Annotated in this window: 14 protein-coding genes and 1 other RNA gene; 6 read left to right on the top strand and 9 right to left on the bottom strand. The window is 65.7% G+C overall.

Annotated features, from left to right (window positions below):
• Positions 1-7: 7 nt before the first annotated feature.
• From AC5P8Y_RS13230 to AC5P8Y_RS13220, 3 genes are all read right to left on the bottom strand, one after another.
• Entirely contained in the window at positions 8-712 is a 705-nt protein-coding gene (locus AC5P8Y_RS13230; RefSeq protein WP_033833099.1) for a PA1136 family autoinducer-binding transcriptional regulator, read from the bottom strand.
• A gap of 5 nt (positions 713-717) precedes the next feature.
• Positions 718-1,590, bottom strand: a complete 873-nt coding sequence (hchA, locus tag AC5P8Y_RS13225; RefSeq protein WP_033833105.1) for a glyoxalase III HchA — start codon at positions 1,588-1,590, stop codon at positions 718-720.
• 84 nt (positions 1,591-1,674) lie between these two features.
• Positions 1,675-3,696 carry an esterase/lipase family protein gene (locus AC5P8Y_RS13220; protein ID WP_049397840.1) on the bottom strand — a complete coding sequence of 674 codons (2,022 nt, stop codon included), beginning with the start codon at positions 3,694-3,696 and terminating at the stop codon, positions 1,675-1,677.
• Positions 3,697-3,849: 153 nt separating this feature from the next.
• On the opposite strand from AC5P8Y_RS13220, the gene AC5P8Y_RS13215 reads away from it, so the two are divergent.
• Entirely contained in the window at positions 3,850-4,311 is a 462-nt protein-coding gene (locus tag AC5P8Y_RS13215; protein WP_049404577.1) for a methyltransferase family protein, read from the top strand.
• 13 nt (positions 4,312-4,324) lie between these two features.
• Here AC5P8Y_RS13215 and AC5P8Y_RS13210 read toward each other — a convergent pair whose 3' ends face one another.
• From AC5P8Y_RS13210 to ssrA, 3 genes are all read right to left on the bottom strand, one after another.
• Complete coding sequence (locus AC5P8Y_RS13210; protein ID WP_049404576.1) at positions 4,325-4,807, bottom strand: hypothetical protein; 483 nt, start codon at positions 4,805-4,807, stop codon at positions 4,325-4,327.
• 81 nt (positions 4,808-4,888) lie between these two features.
• A complete protein-coding gene (locus AC5P8Y_RS13205; protein ID WP_180855062.1) occupies positions 4,889-6,379 on the bottom strand; it encodes a hypothetical protein in 1,491 nt (496 codons plus the stop codon).
• A 61-nt stretch (positions 6,380-6,440) separates the two neighbouring features.
• Positions 6,441-6,794: a transfer-messenger RNA gene (gene ssrA / locus AC5P8Y_RS13200) on the bottom strand.
• A gap of 219 nt (positions 6,795-7,013) precedes the next feature.
• Here ssrA and AC5P8Y_RS13195 point away from each other — a divergent pair.
• Positions 7,014-7,586, top strand: coding sequence for a hypothetical protein (locus AC5P8Y_RS13195; protein WP_033834399.1), 573 nt, complete (start codon positions 7,014-7,016; stop codon positions 7,584-7,586).
• Positions 7,587-7,711: 125 nt separating this feature from the next.
• On the opposite strand, the gene smpB is transcribed toward AC5P8Y_RS13195, so the two are convergent.
• The gene (gene smpB / locus AC5P8Y_RS13190; protein WP_005409231.1) at positions 7,712-8,215 is read right to left on the bottom strand and encodes an SsrA-binding protein SmpB; all 504 of its coding nucleotides are present in this window, start codon (positions 8,213-8,215) and stop codon (positions 7,712-7,714) included.
• A 57-nt stretch (positions 8,216-8,272) separates the two neighbouring features.
• On the opposite strand from smpB, the gene AC5P8Y_RS13185 reads away from it, so the two are divergent.
• Positions 8,273-8,698 (top strand): type II toxin-antitoxin system RatA family toxin, encoded by a 426-nt coding sequence (locus AC5P8Y_RS13185; RefSeq protein ID WP_005409232.1) that lies wholly within the window; start codon positions 8,273-8,275, stop codon positions 8,696-8,698.
• Positions 8,699-8,701: 3 nt separating this feature from the next.
• Positions 8,702-8,959 carry an RnfH family protein gene (locus AC5P8Y_RS13180; RefSeq protein WP_005409233.1) on the top strand — a complete coding sequence of 86 codons (258 nt, stop codon included), beginning with the start codon at positions 8,702-8,704 and terminating at the stop codon, positions 8,957-8,959.
• Between the two features lie 34 nt (positions 8,960-8,993).
• On the opposite strand, the gene AC5P8Y_RS13175 is transcribed toward AC5P8Y_RS13180, so the two are convergent.
• A complete protein-coding gene (locus AC5P8Y_RS13175) occupies positions 8,994-9,386 on the bottom strand; it encodes an outer membrane protein assembly factor BamE (RefSeq protein ID WP_005409234.1) in 393 nt (130 codons plus the stop codon).
• A 103-nt stretch (positions 9,387-9,489) separates the two neighbouring features.
• Here AC5P8Y_RS13175 and fur point away from each other — a divergent pair, with 103 nt between their 5' ends.
• On the top strand, positions 9,490-9,897 hold the full coding sequence (gene fur / locus AC5P8Y_RS13170) for a ferric iron uptake transcriptional regulator (RefSeq protein ID WP_005409235.1): 408 nt from the start codon (positions 9,490-9,492) through the stop codon (positions 9,895-9,897).
• Between the two features lie 63 nt (positions 9,898-9,960).
• On the opposite strand, the gene AC5P8Y_RS13165 is transcribed toward fur, so the two are convergent.
• Positions 9,961-11,277: an SGNH/GDSL hydrolase family protein gene (locus tag AC5P8Y_RS13165; RefSeq protein ID WP_111188705.1), complete on the bottom strand. Its 1,317-nt coding sequence runs from the start codon at positions 11,275-11,277 to the stop codon at positions 9,961-9,963.
• 97 nt (positions 11,278-11,374) lie between these two features.
• On the opposite strand from AC5P8Y_RS13165, the gene AC5P8Y_RS13160 reads away from it, so the two are divergent.
• Positions 11,375-12,292, top strand: coding sequence for a LysR family transcriptional regulator (locus AC5P8Y_RS13160; RefSeq protein WP_033834401.1), 918 nt, complete (start codon positions 11,375-11,377; stop codon positions 12,290-12,292).
• Positions 12,293-12,301 lie beyond the last annotated feature (9 nt).

Below are 12,301 nucleotides of genomic sequence, written 5' to 3'. Positions count from 1 at the left end.
GCCGTGATCAGTCTTCGATCTCGCCGCGACGGCTGGCAGCACGCACTGCCTGCGCGGTGGTCGCCACACCCAGCCGTTGCCGCGCGTGGCGCAGGTGGTTCTCCACGGTGCGCGTGGAAAGCCCAAGCGTGGCCGCGATCTCAGCTTGGCGACGGCCAGCGGCGACCCAGCGCAGCACTTCGCGCTCGCGGTTGCTCAGTGCGCTTCCTGAAAGCTCGGCAGGCGATTCGGCCAGATGGCGCGCGGCCCGGAATGCTGCAGCTGCAGCAGCTTCCAGCTGCAGGCGCGCGCTGGCCGATGCATCGATCGCTGTCCCGGCAAAACTGATCGCGCCTTCCAGACCGGTGGTGCCGAACACCGGCACCTGCAGACCGTGCAGGCCTTCACCACGTGGCTGCTTCACCACCTGATAGCGTTCGCCGCGAACACCCTGGCGCTTGCTCCAGAAGAACGGCGCATCGCTGTCCAGCACGTGGCGATTGACGGGGCAGGTGTGGAGGTAGCGCGCAAGGTCGGTATCGCTGCCATCGCCGAACCAGTCGCCCTCGATCCAGTACACACGCTGTGTACCGCGCTCCAACCCCGTGCCGGTGGCGAACACCAGCACGCGGTCGTAGCCGAGTGGTGCAGAAATGCTGCGTAGTACGGCGCCCACCGCACTCAGTGAGCGGGCGCGTTCCAGTTCCAGCAACGCCTGCACCAGTTCGCTCATCCGGGTCAGCGCCCGGCCAGGGCGTCGAGCAGCGTGCGCGCGGCCAGCTTGCCCAGCGCATTACCGGCCAGCGGGCTGTCGCCGGTCAGCAGCAGGCGATCCTGCAGCACGCTGCCGTCGATGCCATCGTTGACGATCTGCACGCCCTGCTGCGCCAGGCGCTCACCGAAGAACCACGGCAGCTGCCCGGGCATGTAGCCGATCTCTGGCGTCTGCCGGTCCATCGCATCGGGGAAGGCGCAGATGCGGTAGCCGCGGAACAGCGAACCACCATCGGCCTCGTCCACGCCTGCAGCGAGCAGTGCGGCCGGACCGTGGCACAGGGTGATGATGTAGCGTTTCTGGGCCATCGCCCAGTGCAGGACGGCCTTCACCGCGCGGCTCTGCGGCAGTCCGATCAGGGCGCCATGGCCGCCGGGGATGAACACCGCAGCATAGTCCGAATCCGCATCAAGGCCGGCGACCACCTCGTCCAGCGGCAGCGGCTGGCGGAAGCGCGACTCGTAACGTTCGTACAGTCCGCCGATCTCCGTGTCCTCGCGCGGGAACGCCCACCACTCGAATTTGGCGGCGTTGCCGGACAGCGTGGCCACATCGATGTCGAAGCCGGCCTTGTCCAGGTGGTACATCGGCAGCAGGGTTTCCACCGGATGGTTGCCGGTGGAGAACAGGTGGCCGTTGGCAGTGGGTAGATAGCGTTCGTCCGCAGCGATCATCAGCACCTTCCAGCGGCCATCGCGGCGTGCGTCGGGATAGTCGGCACCGGACAGGTTGCTCTTGGGCGATGTGAACTGCGACAGCGAGTAGGGCGACGGAAAGAAGGCATCGCGCTCGGCCGGGTCGGGGCTGGGCTGGCGGCTGGGCTCTTGCGTGTTCATGCGGACCTCCAGTGGGGTGGTGGGATCCAGCATAGAAGGGCTGATGCGTACGTGCGATGAGGGTTTTCCCTCAGCCGCGCGCAGCTACTTCACCGTGGCCGAATGCTGCTGCATGTCTTCATGCAGGATCCGCCGCAGTTCGACGATGGCCGGCGTGGCTTCCTGCACGCTGTGCCCGGATACGATCACCTTCTCCGAATCCGCGTGCGGCAGGTGCGAGCTCCAGTAGGGCACCAGCCCGTCGTCGGTCTTTTCCAGCGGCCCATCGGCCTTGGCGCGCGCGATGATCGAGTGGTAGTGCACCTTCGGCGACATCGGCAGGTCGGCCACCGCGCGGACGAAGGGATCATCCTTGTCCAGGTTCTGGATGCTGTTCATCTGGTAGCCGTGCTTGCCGTCATTGCGGTCGATCTGACCATCGTTGGCAATGGTGGCCACGTCTTCCAGCACGGTCAGCGGCAATCGCACCAGGCGACCGATCCAGCGGCCCAGGCGGGTGCCCGCCACGTCGGTGCCGCGGTGTGGCGTGGCGATGAATACCACGCGCGACACTTCCGGTTCCGGCAGGAAAGTCAGCACCGGTGCGCCCTTGGTACGCAGCAGTTCACGCTGTGCCGGCGTCATCTGCGCAGTCTCCAGCAGGGTGTCGACCAGATGATCGCCGGAAGAAGAGATCATCAGCCGCGCGATCACGCCACCCATGCTGTGCCCGACCAGCACCATGTCATGCGAAGCCTGCGCCTTGCCGCTGGGGTCGAAATGCTTGAGCACTTCGGACAGTGTATGACGCATCGCATCGTGGCTCATCGCGATGGGCATGTTGGTCGGGTAGTAGAACTGCCAGACCTGGAAGTCCTGGCGGATCTCGTCGTCGCGCATCAGTTCGTTGGCGACGTTCACCCAGGCTTCCGGGCTGCTGGCCAGGCCATGGATCATCAGCAGCACGCGACGGTTCGGATCGTAGGGCTGCATCATGTACAGGTGCGGCGTGTCGATGCCGCCCTTGCCACCGAACAGCGAGCGCAGCGACTGGTGGCTGAAGTTGGAACGAGCCAGCCACAACGCATAGCCGGCGGTGAAGTTCGCGGCCAGCGGAACCTGTTGGCCATGCAGGGTGACTTCCGTGACCTGGTAGGGATCGTGGATCTCCAGCTCCGGCTCGTCGTCGTGCAGCACTTCCCACAGGTTCTTTCCCGAGAAGCGCAGCAGCACCGTCATTGAAGGGGAGGGCATCTCGCTCCAGCTCTGCGCGGCCGAGGTGCTTGCCTGCGCGGCGGGCGTCGCTGCCGAAGGCGGGGTGGCCGTGCTGCCAGCCGGATCGTTCATTACCGCCACCAGCTCGGCACCGAAGCCATCGCGGCGATGCACGCTGCGCAGCGTGCCAGTGAACGACAGCGAGGCCGCCGGTACCAGTTCGGTAGGGGTACGCGTATCCAGCGGTGATGCTTCGCCTGAAGGGGCCAGCACGAAGGTCCAGCGGCCCAGCTGGAAGTGGCTGGCCTGGCCGTGCACGCGGCCCGTGGCATAGGCGTCGTACAGCTGTACCGAGGCTTCCTGCACGGCCAGGTTGTAGTAGTCGCGCACCTGGGTCTGGCGATCTTCGAAGCCGCGCTGGTTGGCGGTGCGCTCAGTGAAGAAAAGATAGGCATAGGCCTGGCGCGCGACCTGCATCCACGCATCCAGGCGCGGTTGGAAATCGGCATCCAGCTCGGTGATCGCGCTCTTGGCGCGGCCGGATGCCGAGTACTCACGCTTCGGCGCCGGCAGGGTCATCGCATACTGCAGCCACAACTCGGCCAGGCTGGAGCGTTTGTCCTCCTCGCGCACCACGATGCTGCTTTCCATCGCCTCGATGCAGGGCAGGCCCGGTTTGGCGCATACGCCTTCATCGAGGCCGGCCACCCGCAAGGTCTCCGTGGTCGCCGCGCTGAGCTTGCCGGAAGTGAGGATGTCACCGCGCTTGAGCGCGATGTACTGGCCGGGCGTGACCGAGGCCACCTGCACCGACGGCCCGAACTGGCGCAACGTGGCGCAGCCGCCCAGGGTGAGCAGCACAGTGATGATGAGGGTCGTGCGGCCGATGAAGCCCAAGCCCGTGGTTGCCATACGATCCTCCTGCGCGGTGGCGCCACTCTAGCGGTCGGCATGTCAAAGCGGAAGATACCGGGCGGTCGGTTTGCGGGGCTCAGGCGCTGCCATCCAAGCGATTCAGCCGGTTCCGTGTGACACTGGGGTGAATGCAGCGATGCAGGGACTGCGATGAGGTGGCTTGAGACCCGGATCCCGCCGCCGCTGGTGATGCTGCTGTGCGCGGGGATCGGCTGGCTTGGGAGCCGACTGTGGCCGGAGGCGGTGTTGCCACTGCCGATGCGGGCGCTGATGTCAGGCGGGGTGATGGGGATCGGTGTGGCGCTGAACCTGCTGCCGAAGCTTGCGTTCCAGCGGGCGCGCACCATGGTCAATCCGCTGCGCCCTTCGGCATCAAGCGCGCTGGTCACGCGCGGCATGTACCGTTACACGCGCAATCCGATGTATCTGGGCCAGGCAACGATCCTCACTGGCGCAATGTGGTACCTGCAGAACACGATCGCGTTGCTGGCTGTGCCGTTGTTCGTGCTCTACATCACCTGGTTGCAGATCATGCCGGAAGAGCGGGCGTTGCTGGCCCGCTTCCCCGACGTGTATCCGATGTTCCGCCAACGTGTGCGGCGTTGGCTGTAGCGGGCATCACCCGTTATCGAGAGATCTGGCACTTGACGGCAGCGGAATAGCCTTCGTAGTCGTCGCCTGCGATCACGTGCAGGGTGTGGCGCTTGTCGATGGCCTTCACGTATGAAGGCTCTTCCGTGTTGGCGTGCTCGTTGACCGTGGTTACTGACCATGCCTTGGCCAGACGCTTGGAATCAACGCCGTTCAAGTAGACGAAGAGGCTCTTCTCGCCCTCGGCCACGTTCACATCGGCACTGGTGACGGTACCGCCGAACAGGGCGACCGGCTTGTCCTCCGGCTCGAAGGTGCCACCCGGTTTCCTGGCCAGGCCAGCGGCCTGCAGTGCATCGATGGCGTCGGCTTCGCTGAAGTCCGAGCCGGCCTTGCAGGCCAGCAGGACTTCCAGCGTGGCGGTGCCTGGGGGCGCGATGGCCGGTGCCGCGGCGTGCGTGGCTGGGGTTGCGGCGAGGGTGACGAGGAACAGGGTGAGAGCGACGGGAGCTTTCATGGCAGATCCTTTAATGTGTCGCGGGATAGCCGGTGGCGGGGCGAACAGATCCCGGCCACCGGCCACATTCGGCGTGATGGGTCAGTCGAACCAGACCAGCGGCATGTCGGCATTGAGCGACATGTGGCGGAAATCTCCTAGCACCTGGGCCACGGCCTGCACGGTGTGGCAGCCCGTTCCCAGCGCGGACGATCCCGCGCTCAGGTAGCTGGCGGAGATGGTACGGGTGCTGACCGAGTCCGGTCTGGAGCCCAACTGCTGGGTGCCGAGGCTGCCCACCTGCTGGCCATCGATCTTCAGGAACAGGAACACGCTTCCGCCACCGTCGTTCGGGTCACCCTGCACGCGGGACTTTGTCGAGAAAAGCACCACGCCGTTGTGCCCCTGCGGAATGCAGACCTGGCCCTCGCCAATGACCACCTGCGAGCCCGCTGACGGACAGCCCGGCGCGAAGCCATTGGTCCCGACGCAGACGTAGGCGAAGCGGCGGTAGGGGCCTGCGGCGGCGTAGTTGAATCCAGGATTCAACCCCTTTCCGACCACGCCAAAGCCGTTGGACAGCGTCACCAGTCGGGAGTTGGCGCCGAACTTGTACTTTACGTTGTTGGTGTTGGCGTCCTGCGGCTGGTAGTACGGCGATTCGGACGCGACGAAGCTGACAGTGCTGTAAGCCGGCGGATTGACGAACAGGCCTTGCGAATAGAAGGGAGCCTGCGTTTCTGCGCCACTGAAGATGTCATTGATCGACCAGGTCATCGATTCGATGCCGGGCTCCTGCTCGTTCAGGAAAATTCCCATCATGCCATCGCCGTAGTTGCCCCATGCGAACGCGCGGCCGGAAGCCATGGCCACGATGGGGCCACCGGGATTGCCGGCCTGGGCAGTCATCAGCAGCTTGCGGTCCTTGGCCTGCAACGCCATTCCTTCAGGGCTGCCGACGGTATTGAAGTCCAGCTGCGCGGTGTCACTCGGAAGGCTGCTGTTGGTTACCGAGCCTGCAGATGTGATGAGCACGGAAAGGTTGCTGGCGGAGCCGAAATTGACGGCCGAACCGATGGCCTGTCCGGCCAGGCTGACCGTATGGTGTCCGGCGGGCAGGTACTTGGCACCGATGACATTGAAGGAGTGCTGTTGGGCCGATGTCGACTGCCGCCAGTCGATGTAGCTGTCGTTGGAGACCACCTCACCGTTGATGGTGATGTAGGCGTTGGCGGCAGAGCGGCCGCCAGGGAAGTACCGTCCATCCGACTGCACGTATACCCATCCAGGGGCGTTCAGATCGATGGTGCTCGAAAGCAGGGTTGCCGTGCCGGGTTGTACGCGCTGGTCAGCGGCCAGCTGCAGATAGCGGGAGCCTGGCGTGGCAGCGGAAGCCTGCCCCAGTGCCAACGCCACGGCCAAGCCCACAAACAGTGTGATGCGCTTCATCTGATGTCCTTTCAGGTTTCGGGTCACGTCGTGTGACGCAGGGACTCTACTGGATCCGGATCTCAGCTTCTGTGACTGGCTCCCGATGCGGGTGGCATCGGGGAATGTCGGGACAGCAGAGGAAGCGCCATCCTCGGAAAACAAAAAAGCCGGAACTCCATTGACGGGAGATCCGGCTTCTTGCGGCCTCGACAGGCCATACAGATGGTGGAGGTGGGCGGAATTGAACCGCCGTCCGAAGGCACTCCATCCCCAGCACTACATGCTTAGCTCACCGTTGGATCTCGTCCCCGAACAGCACGGCGTGCAAAGCGCATCCGGGAACCAGCCTGTTGTGTTCTAGTGCCGGACTGACAGGCAGCCACCCAGCGCGATTCCATGATAGTGACTCTACACCGCGAGCATGGACACAAGCGGTTTCGAGGCTTAGGCCTTAAGCGGCCAGAGCGTAGTTGTCGTCGTTGGCAACTAGAGTTTTGCAGCTGGATTTACGAGGAAAGCTACCCCCTCGGCATGCGCCAGGCGACTTCACAACCCCCGTCGAAACCAATGCACCCCCGGTTTCTACAGTGCTGCAAGGTACAGGGCCGATCCCGCGTTGCCACGGTCAGGGCCTGCCCAACGGTTGCAATGCTACGGCAAAGCAGCTGAACAGTCACCTTTGCAATCCACAACACGTTGTAGAGCCGCCGTCATAGCGGATTGGTAACGTCATGGGCACGAATTTGCGACACACTGGCCATCACGATCCAGGCCAAGACAGACACGGAGACTGTGGGTGACCGAGGCAAGCCAACAACGCAGCCTGCGACAGCTGATCGGGCCGGTCGGTGCCGACTATCGGCGGCGCGCGTTGCCGCCCGGCTGGGTCTGGGCCGTGCTGGCGGTGCTGCTGGCGGCCACCTGGGTGACGGAGTTGCCGGCCACGGCCGCAGCGGCACTGGTCGCCAGCGCGGTGGTGGTGCACTGGTCGCAGCGCGGGCGCATCCATTGGCTCGGCTGGCGCCTACCGGGCCTGGCCGTACTGGCGGCCCTGCTGTGGGGCCCGGAAGTGCTGTCGCAGTGGTTCGAGCACGGGCTGGCCGTGGTCCTGATGTCGCTGGCCAGTCTCAGTATTGGCGTGCACGTGTGGCAGTCGCGGCAGTTGGCGCGCCAGCTGCAGGGCGCCGCCGATGCGCTGGATGATGCCCAGTTGCTGTCGTTGCTGCCCGATGATGCCGCGCAGCTGGCCCAGCAGTGGCGGGAGGGCGATGACCGCTACGCGCCGGAACTGGCGGTGGTGATGCACCTGGCGGTGATGCACGCGGCACTGGCGCCGCGCATGCGCGGGCAGGGCATGCTGGCAGGGTGACCCGCCTTTTGTAGCGTCGAGCCATGCTCGACTGCTTTTCTTACCGGAGCCGAGCATGGCTCGGCTCTACAGAAGACCAAGGCAGCCGAGCATGGCTCGGCTTTACAGGGTGATGCGCAGCGGCGTTACGCGTCGCGGTTGCCGCGACGCATCACGCGCTGCTTCTCGATCGCCCAGTCGCGGTCCTTGGCGGCATCGCGCTTGTCGTGGGTCTGCTTGCCCTTGGCCAGCGCGACTTCGAGCTTGATCTTGTTCTTGCTCCAGTACATCGCGGTGGGCACGATCGTGTAGCCATCGCGCTCGACCTTGCCGACCAGCTTGTCGATCTCGCTCCGGTGCAGCAGCAGCTTGCGCTCGCGGCGGTCGTTGGCCACCACGTGGGTGGAGGCCTGGATCAACGGGGTGATCTGGGCGCCGATCAGGAAGATCTCGCCGTGCTTCACGTAGGCGTAGGCATCGATGATGTTGCCGCGGCCAGCGCGGATCGACTTCACCTCCCAGCCCTGCAGTGCCAGGCCGGCCTCGAAGCGTTCTTCGATGTGGTACTCGTGGCGGGCACGCTTGTTCAACGCGATGGTCTTGTTGGCCGTCGCGCTCTTTGCTTTATCCTTGCCGCTGTTCTTGCTCATTTCCGTATTGTCTCCGATTCGGGCCCGCCCGGTCGATTGCCGAAACGTCCTGTATTCATGCCTACTATCCGCCGCAGCGCCCTGGTCGAACATTCGTCCGCGCGCATGTTCGACCTGGTCAACGATGTCCAGGCCTATCCGCGCCGCTTCCGCTGGTGCTCGGCTGCCCAGATCCTGGAGCAGGGCGAGGACCGGCTGGTGGCGCGCCTGGACCTGGGCCTGGGTTCGTTCAGCACCTGGTTCCAGACCGAAAACACCCTGCAGCGCCCGCACAGCATCGACATGCAGCTGCGCGATGGCCCGTTCAAGCAGTTGCACGGCCGCTGGGAATTCCATGCGCTGGCCGAGGACGCCTGCAAGGTCACCCTGACCCTGGAATTCGAGCCCAGCTCGCGCCTGCTGGGGCCGGCCCTGGCGATCGGCTTCCAGGGTCTGGCCGATCGGATGGTCAATGATTTCGTCCGCGTCGCCGACGAGGCCTGAGCGATGATCGAGGTCGAGGTGGTGCTGGCCTGGCCGCAGCAGGTGCTGTCGCGCCGGCTGCAGCTGGACGAGGGCGCGACCGTGGCCGATGCCATTGCCGCCGCCGCGCTGGAAGGCAGTGACCGATGCCCGGCCGTGGCCGTGCATGGCGTACTGGCGCGCCCGCAGCAGGTGTTGCTGGAGGGTGACCGCATTGAGCTGCTACGCCCGTTGCTGGCCGACCCCAAGGACAACCGCCGGCGACGCGCGCTCGGCGGTTGATGCCCGCAACCCGTCCGTGGGGACGGGCAGGGCCTCAGCGGCCCTTCTTCTTCTTGTCCTTCGGCAGGTTGCGGCCGAATTGGCGCACGGTCTGCTGGGCCAGGGCCTTGTCGTTGCCCGGGAAGTAATCGCCTTCCCAACGGGTCACGGTGTCATTCTCGAAGAACACCACGAAGTTCTTCACTTCAGTACGTCCCAGGCGGTTCACCCGCTGGCTGGAGGTGTAGTCCCAGCGCTGGGCGTGGAACGGATCGGGAATGGACGGGGTGCCCAGCAGCGCGGTGACCTGCTGCTTGCTCTGCCCGACCTGCAGCTTGGCCACGGCATCTTCCCGGATCAGGTTGCCCTGATAGATGGGTTGCTTGTAGATGATGCCGCACCCGGTGGTGGACAGGGCGACGGCGGCGACCAACAGGAGATTGCGCATCGGGACTGGCGGTTGGGGAAATCAAACCGATGATACACTCCCGGCGTGCCACCGCGACCCAATCCGAGGCAGCTGGCGCTAAATCGCCAATGAACGGAGACCTATGGAAACCCACGACCTGCGTAAAGTCGGCCTGAAGGTGACCCATCCGCGGATGCGGATCCTGGCGCTGCTCGAGCAGCGCAATGCCCAGCACCACATGACCGCCGAAGACATCTACCGCCAGCTGCTGGAGCATGGCGACGAGATCGGCCTGGCGACGGTGTACAGGGTGCTGACCCAGTTCGAGGCCGCCGGCCTCGTGCTCAAGCACAATTTCGAGGGCGGCCAGGCGGTCTACGAGCTTGACCGTGGCGGCCACCACGACCACATGGTCGACGTGGACAGCGGCAAGATCATCGAGTTCGAGAGCCATGAGATCGAGGAGCTGCAGCGCAAGATCGCAGCCGACCACGGCTACGAACTGGAAGAGCACTCGCTGGTGCTGTACGTGCGCAAGAAGCGCAAGTAAGCCGATCCGGCCAGCCAGATGCGACGAAACCCCGGGCCTGCCCGGGGTTTTTCGTTGCTGGGGTCAGGGCCTGTTCCCTTCAGGAAAGGGCTCTGAGCCCGGGCGCCCCGCGGAGTCGGATCCCTTTGCACGAGCAAAGGGCTCTGACCCCTTGCGACCCAGCAGGATCTTCAGATCCACCGCCTCGGCCATCGCCCGGTTCCCCGCATCACCCGGATGCAGGTGGTCGCCGGAGTCGTAGGCAGCGGCCATCCGTGATGGATCGGCCGGATCGCGCAGGGCCGCGTCCAGGTCGATCACCGCGTCGAACGGCCCGTCGGTGCGCAGCCAGGCATTGAGCTGGCGGCGCACGGCGTCCTTGTCCGGGTGGTAGTAGTCGTCCAGCGGCGTGCCGGGCAGGGCGCCGGCGAACGGCATCAGGGTGGCGCCGAGGATGCGTAGACCCCGCCGATGGGCCTGTTCGGCCAGGGCGCGGTAGCCTGCCTGCAGCTCGGCAAGCGTGGGCCGCGCCTGCTTGCGGGCGAAGGCGGTGCCGGGCCAGCTGATGTCGTTGATGCCGATCAGCACGATCACGCTGGACACGCCAGGCTGATCCAGTGCATCGCGTTGGAAGCGGGCGAGCGCGGATTCCCCCATGCCGTCGCGCAAGAGGCGGCCACCGGAGATGCCGGCATTGACCACGGCGATGCCCCGCGGTGCCAAACGCGCGGCCAGATGGTCGGTCCAGCGCTGGTCCTGGTCGAGGCTGGCGGTGGCGCCGTCGGTGATCGAATCGCCGATCACCACCACGCTGCGTGCGCTGGTCGGCGCCTCGACCTCGATGCCGGCCAGGAACAGGCGGGCCGTGGTGCTGCTGGCCCCGCTCAGTGCCTGGGCCTGGCTCTGGTCGCCAGGCGCAATCCAACTGGTCTGCCTGCCCTCCCAATGGAACGTCTGTACCGGCATCGGCCCCGGCACGAAGACGCTGACCTGCAGCGCCTGCCGGTCAGCCGTGGCCAGTGGCAGCGGATCGCTCAGCCGTTCCTGCCCGGGGCCGATCAGTACCCCGGGCTGGCCTTCGAAACTGAGCGGCTGCGGGGTGTCCCCCGCCCGGGCGGCCACGCTCGCCGCCCCGATCCGCAGTGGTTGAGTGCCGTAGGCATTGCTCAGCCGCACTCGCAGCCGGGGCCCGCCCAGGCTGATACGTGCCGTCTGGCGGAAGGTCTGGTCCTGCAGAGCGGCTGGGACCAGGGTCGGAAACAGGAATTCCGCGCCCCAGACCGGTTGCGGGCTGGCCTGCCAGCTGGCGACCCAGTGTGGCGCAGGGGCGTCGCTGGCGGCGCTGGCGGCACTGGACAGGCCGATCAATGCGGTTGTGACGAACTGGCTGAAACGATTCATCGGGCAATCCCGGGTGGAGGGAAGGCCATGGTGATTCCGTGCTCATCTGTGAACTAGACTGCGCATGGACAATCATCTATGAACTGGATTCATTGCCATGGCGCGCTCCGACATCAACCGATCCGGCGAACTGGAAGTGTTCGTGCGGGTGATCGAGACCGGGGGCTTTTCCGCAGCCGCCCGAACGTTGGAGATGACCCCGTCGGCGGTCAGCAAGCTGGTGGCGAGGCTGGAACAACGGCTGGGGACGCGCCTGCTGCAGCGTTCCACCCGCCAGCTGCAGCTGACTCCCGAGGGCTGCGCGTTCTACGAGCGCGGCCTGCGCGTGCTGGCCGACCTGGACGAGGCCGAGCGCTGCGCCAGTGCTCACGCCGAGCCGCGTGGACGCCTGCGGGTCAATTCCAACGTGCCGTTCGGCCAGCATTTCCTGTTGCCGTTGCTGCCGGCGTTCCTGCAGCGCAATCCGCAGGTAGGCGTGGACCTGACCCTCAACGACGAGGTGATCGACCTGCTGGAGCAGCGCACCGACGTGGCGGTGCGGGCCGGTCCGCTGAAGAGCTCGAGCCTGGTGGCGCGGCGGCTGGGCGCGACGCGGATGATGATCGTGGCTGCGCCCGCCTACGCGCAGCGGCATGGACTGCCGCGCAACGCCGAGGAGATGCAGTCGCACAACCGGCTGGATATCGGCCATGCGCGCGCGATGCAGGGCTGGCCGTTGCTGCAGGACGGGCGCGAACGCATGCTGCTGCCCAGTGGCAACGCGCGCGCCAGCAACGGCGATGCGCTGCGCCAGCTGGTGCTGGGTGGGTTGGGCATGGCGCGGCTGGCAGCATTCCAGGTGCAGCAGGATATTGCCGCCGGGCGCCTGCTGCCGGTGCTGGAAGAGGCCAACCCCGGTGACCTGGAAGAGGTGCACGCGGTGTTCCTGGGGCAGGGCGGCTACCTGCCGCTGCGGGTGCGCGCGTTTCTTGATTTCCTGGTGGAGAACGTCGACCTGACGCAGCCACGGGGGTAGTGCCGGCCG

The organism is Stenotrophomonas sp. YJH_SMC_12-1 (genome assembly GCF_059370935.1).
Note: the sequence above shows the minus strand (reverse complement) of the source record. Positions and strands in the feature narration are given on the sequence as shown.

Excerpts from the sequence above, each read along its gene's own strand:
- AC5P8Y_RS13210 (WP_049404576.1), bottom strand. The coding sequence starts at position 4,807 with ATGAAAGCTCCCGTCGCTCTCACCCTGTTCCTCGTCACCCTCGCCGCA.
- fur (WP_005409235.1), top strand. The coding sequence starts at position 9,490 with ATGGAAACCCACGACCTGCGTAAAGTCGGCCTGAAGGTGACCCATCCG.
- AC5P8Y_RS13165 (WP_111188705.1), bottom strand. The coding sequence starts at position 11,277 with ATGAATCGTTTCAGCCAGTTCGTCACAACCGCATTGATCGGCCTGTCC.
- AC5P8Y_RS13175 (WP_005409234.1), bottom strand. The coding sequence starts at position 9,386 with ATGCGCAATCTCCTGTTGGTCGCCGCCGTCGCCCTGTCCACCACCGGG.
- hchA (WP_033833105.1), bottom strand. The coding sequence starts at position 1,590 with ATGAACACGCAAGAGCCCAGCCGCCAGCCCAGCCCCGACCCGGCCGAG.
- AC5P8Y_RS13215 (WP_049404577.1), top strand. The coding sequence starts at position 3,850 with ATGAGGTGGCTTGAGACCCGGATCCCGCCGCCGCTGGTGATGCTGCTG.
- AC5P8Y_RS13160 (WP_033834401.1), top strand. The coding sequence starts at position 11,375 with ATGGCGCGCTCCGACATCAACCGATCCGGCGAACTGGAAGTGTTCGTG.
- AC5P8Y_RS13230 (WP_033833099.1), bottom strand. The coding sequence starts at position 712 with ATGAGCGAACTGGTGCAGGCGTTGCTGGAACTGGAACGCGCCCGCTCA.
- smpB (WP_005409231.1), bottom strand. The coding sequence starts at position 8,215 with ATGAGCAAGAACAGCGGCAAGGATAAAGCAAAGAGCGCGACGGCCAAC.
- AC5P8Y_RS13220 (WP_049397840.1), bottom strand. The coding sequence starts at position 3,696 with ATGGCAACCACGGGCTTGGGCTTCATCGGCCGCACGACCCTCATCATC.
- AC5P8Y_RS13185 (WP_005409232.1), top strand. The coding sequence starts at position 8,273 with ATGCCTACTATCCGCCGCAGCGCCCTGGTCGAACATTCGTCCGCGCGC.
- AC5P8Y_RS13180 (WP_005409233.1), top strand. The coding sequence starts at position 8,702 with ATGATCGAGGTCGAGGTGGTGCTGGCCTGGCCGCAGCAGGTGCTGTCG.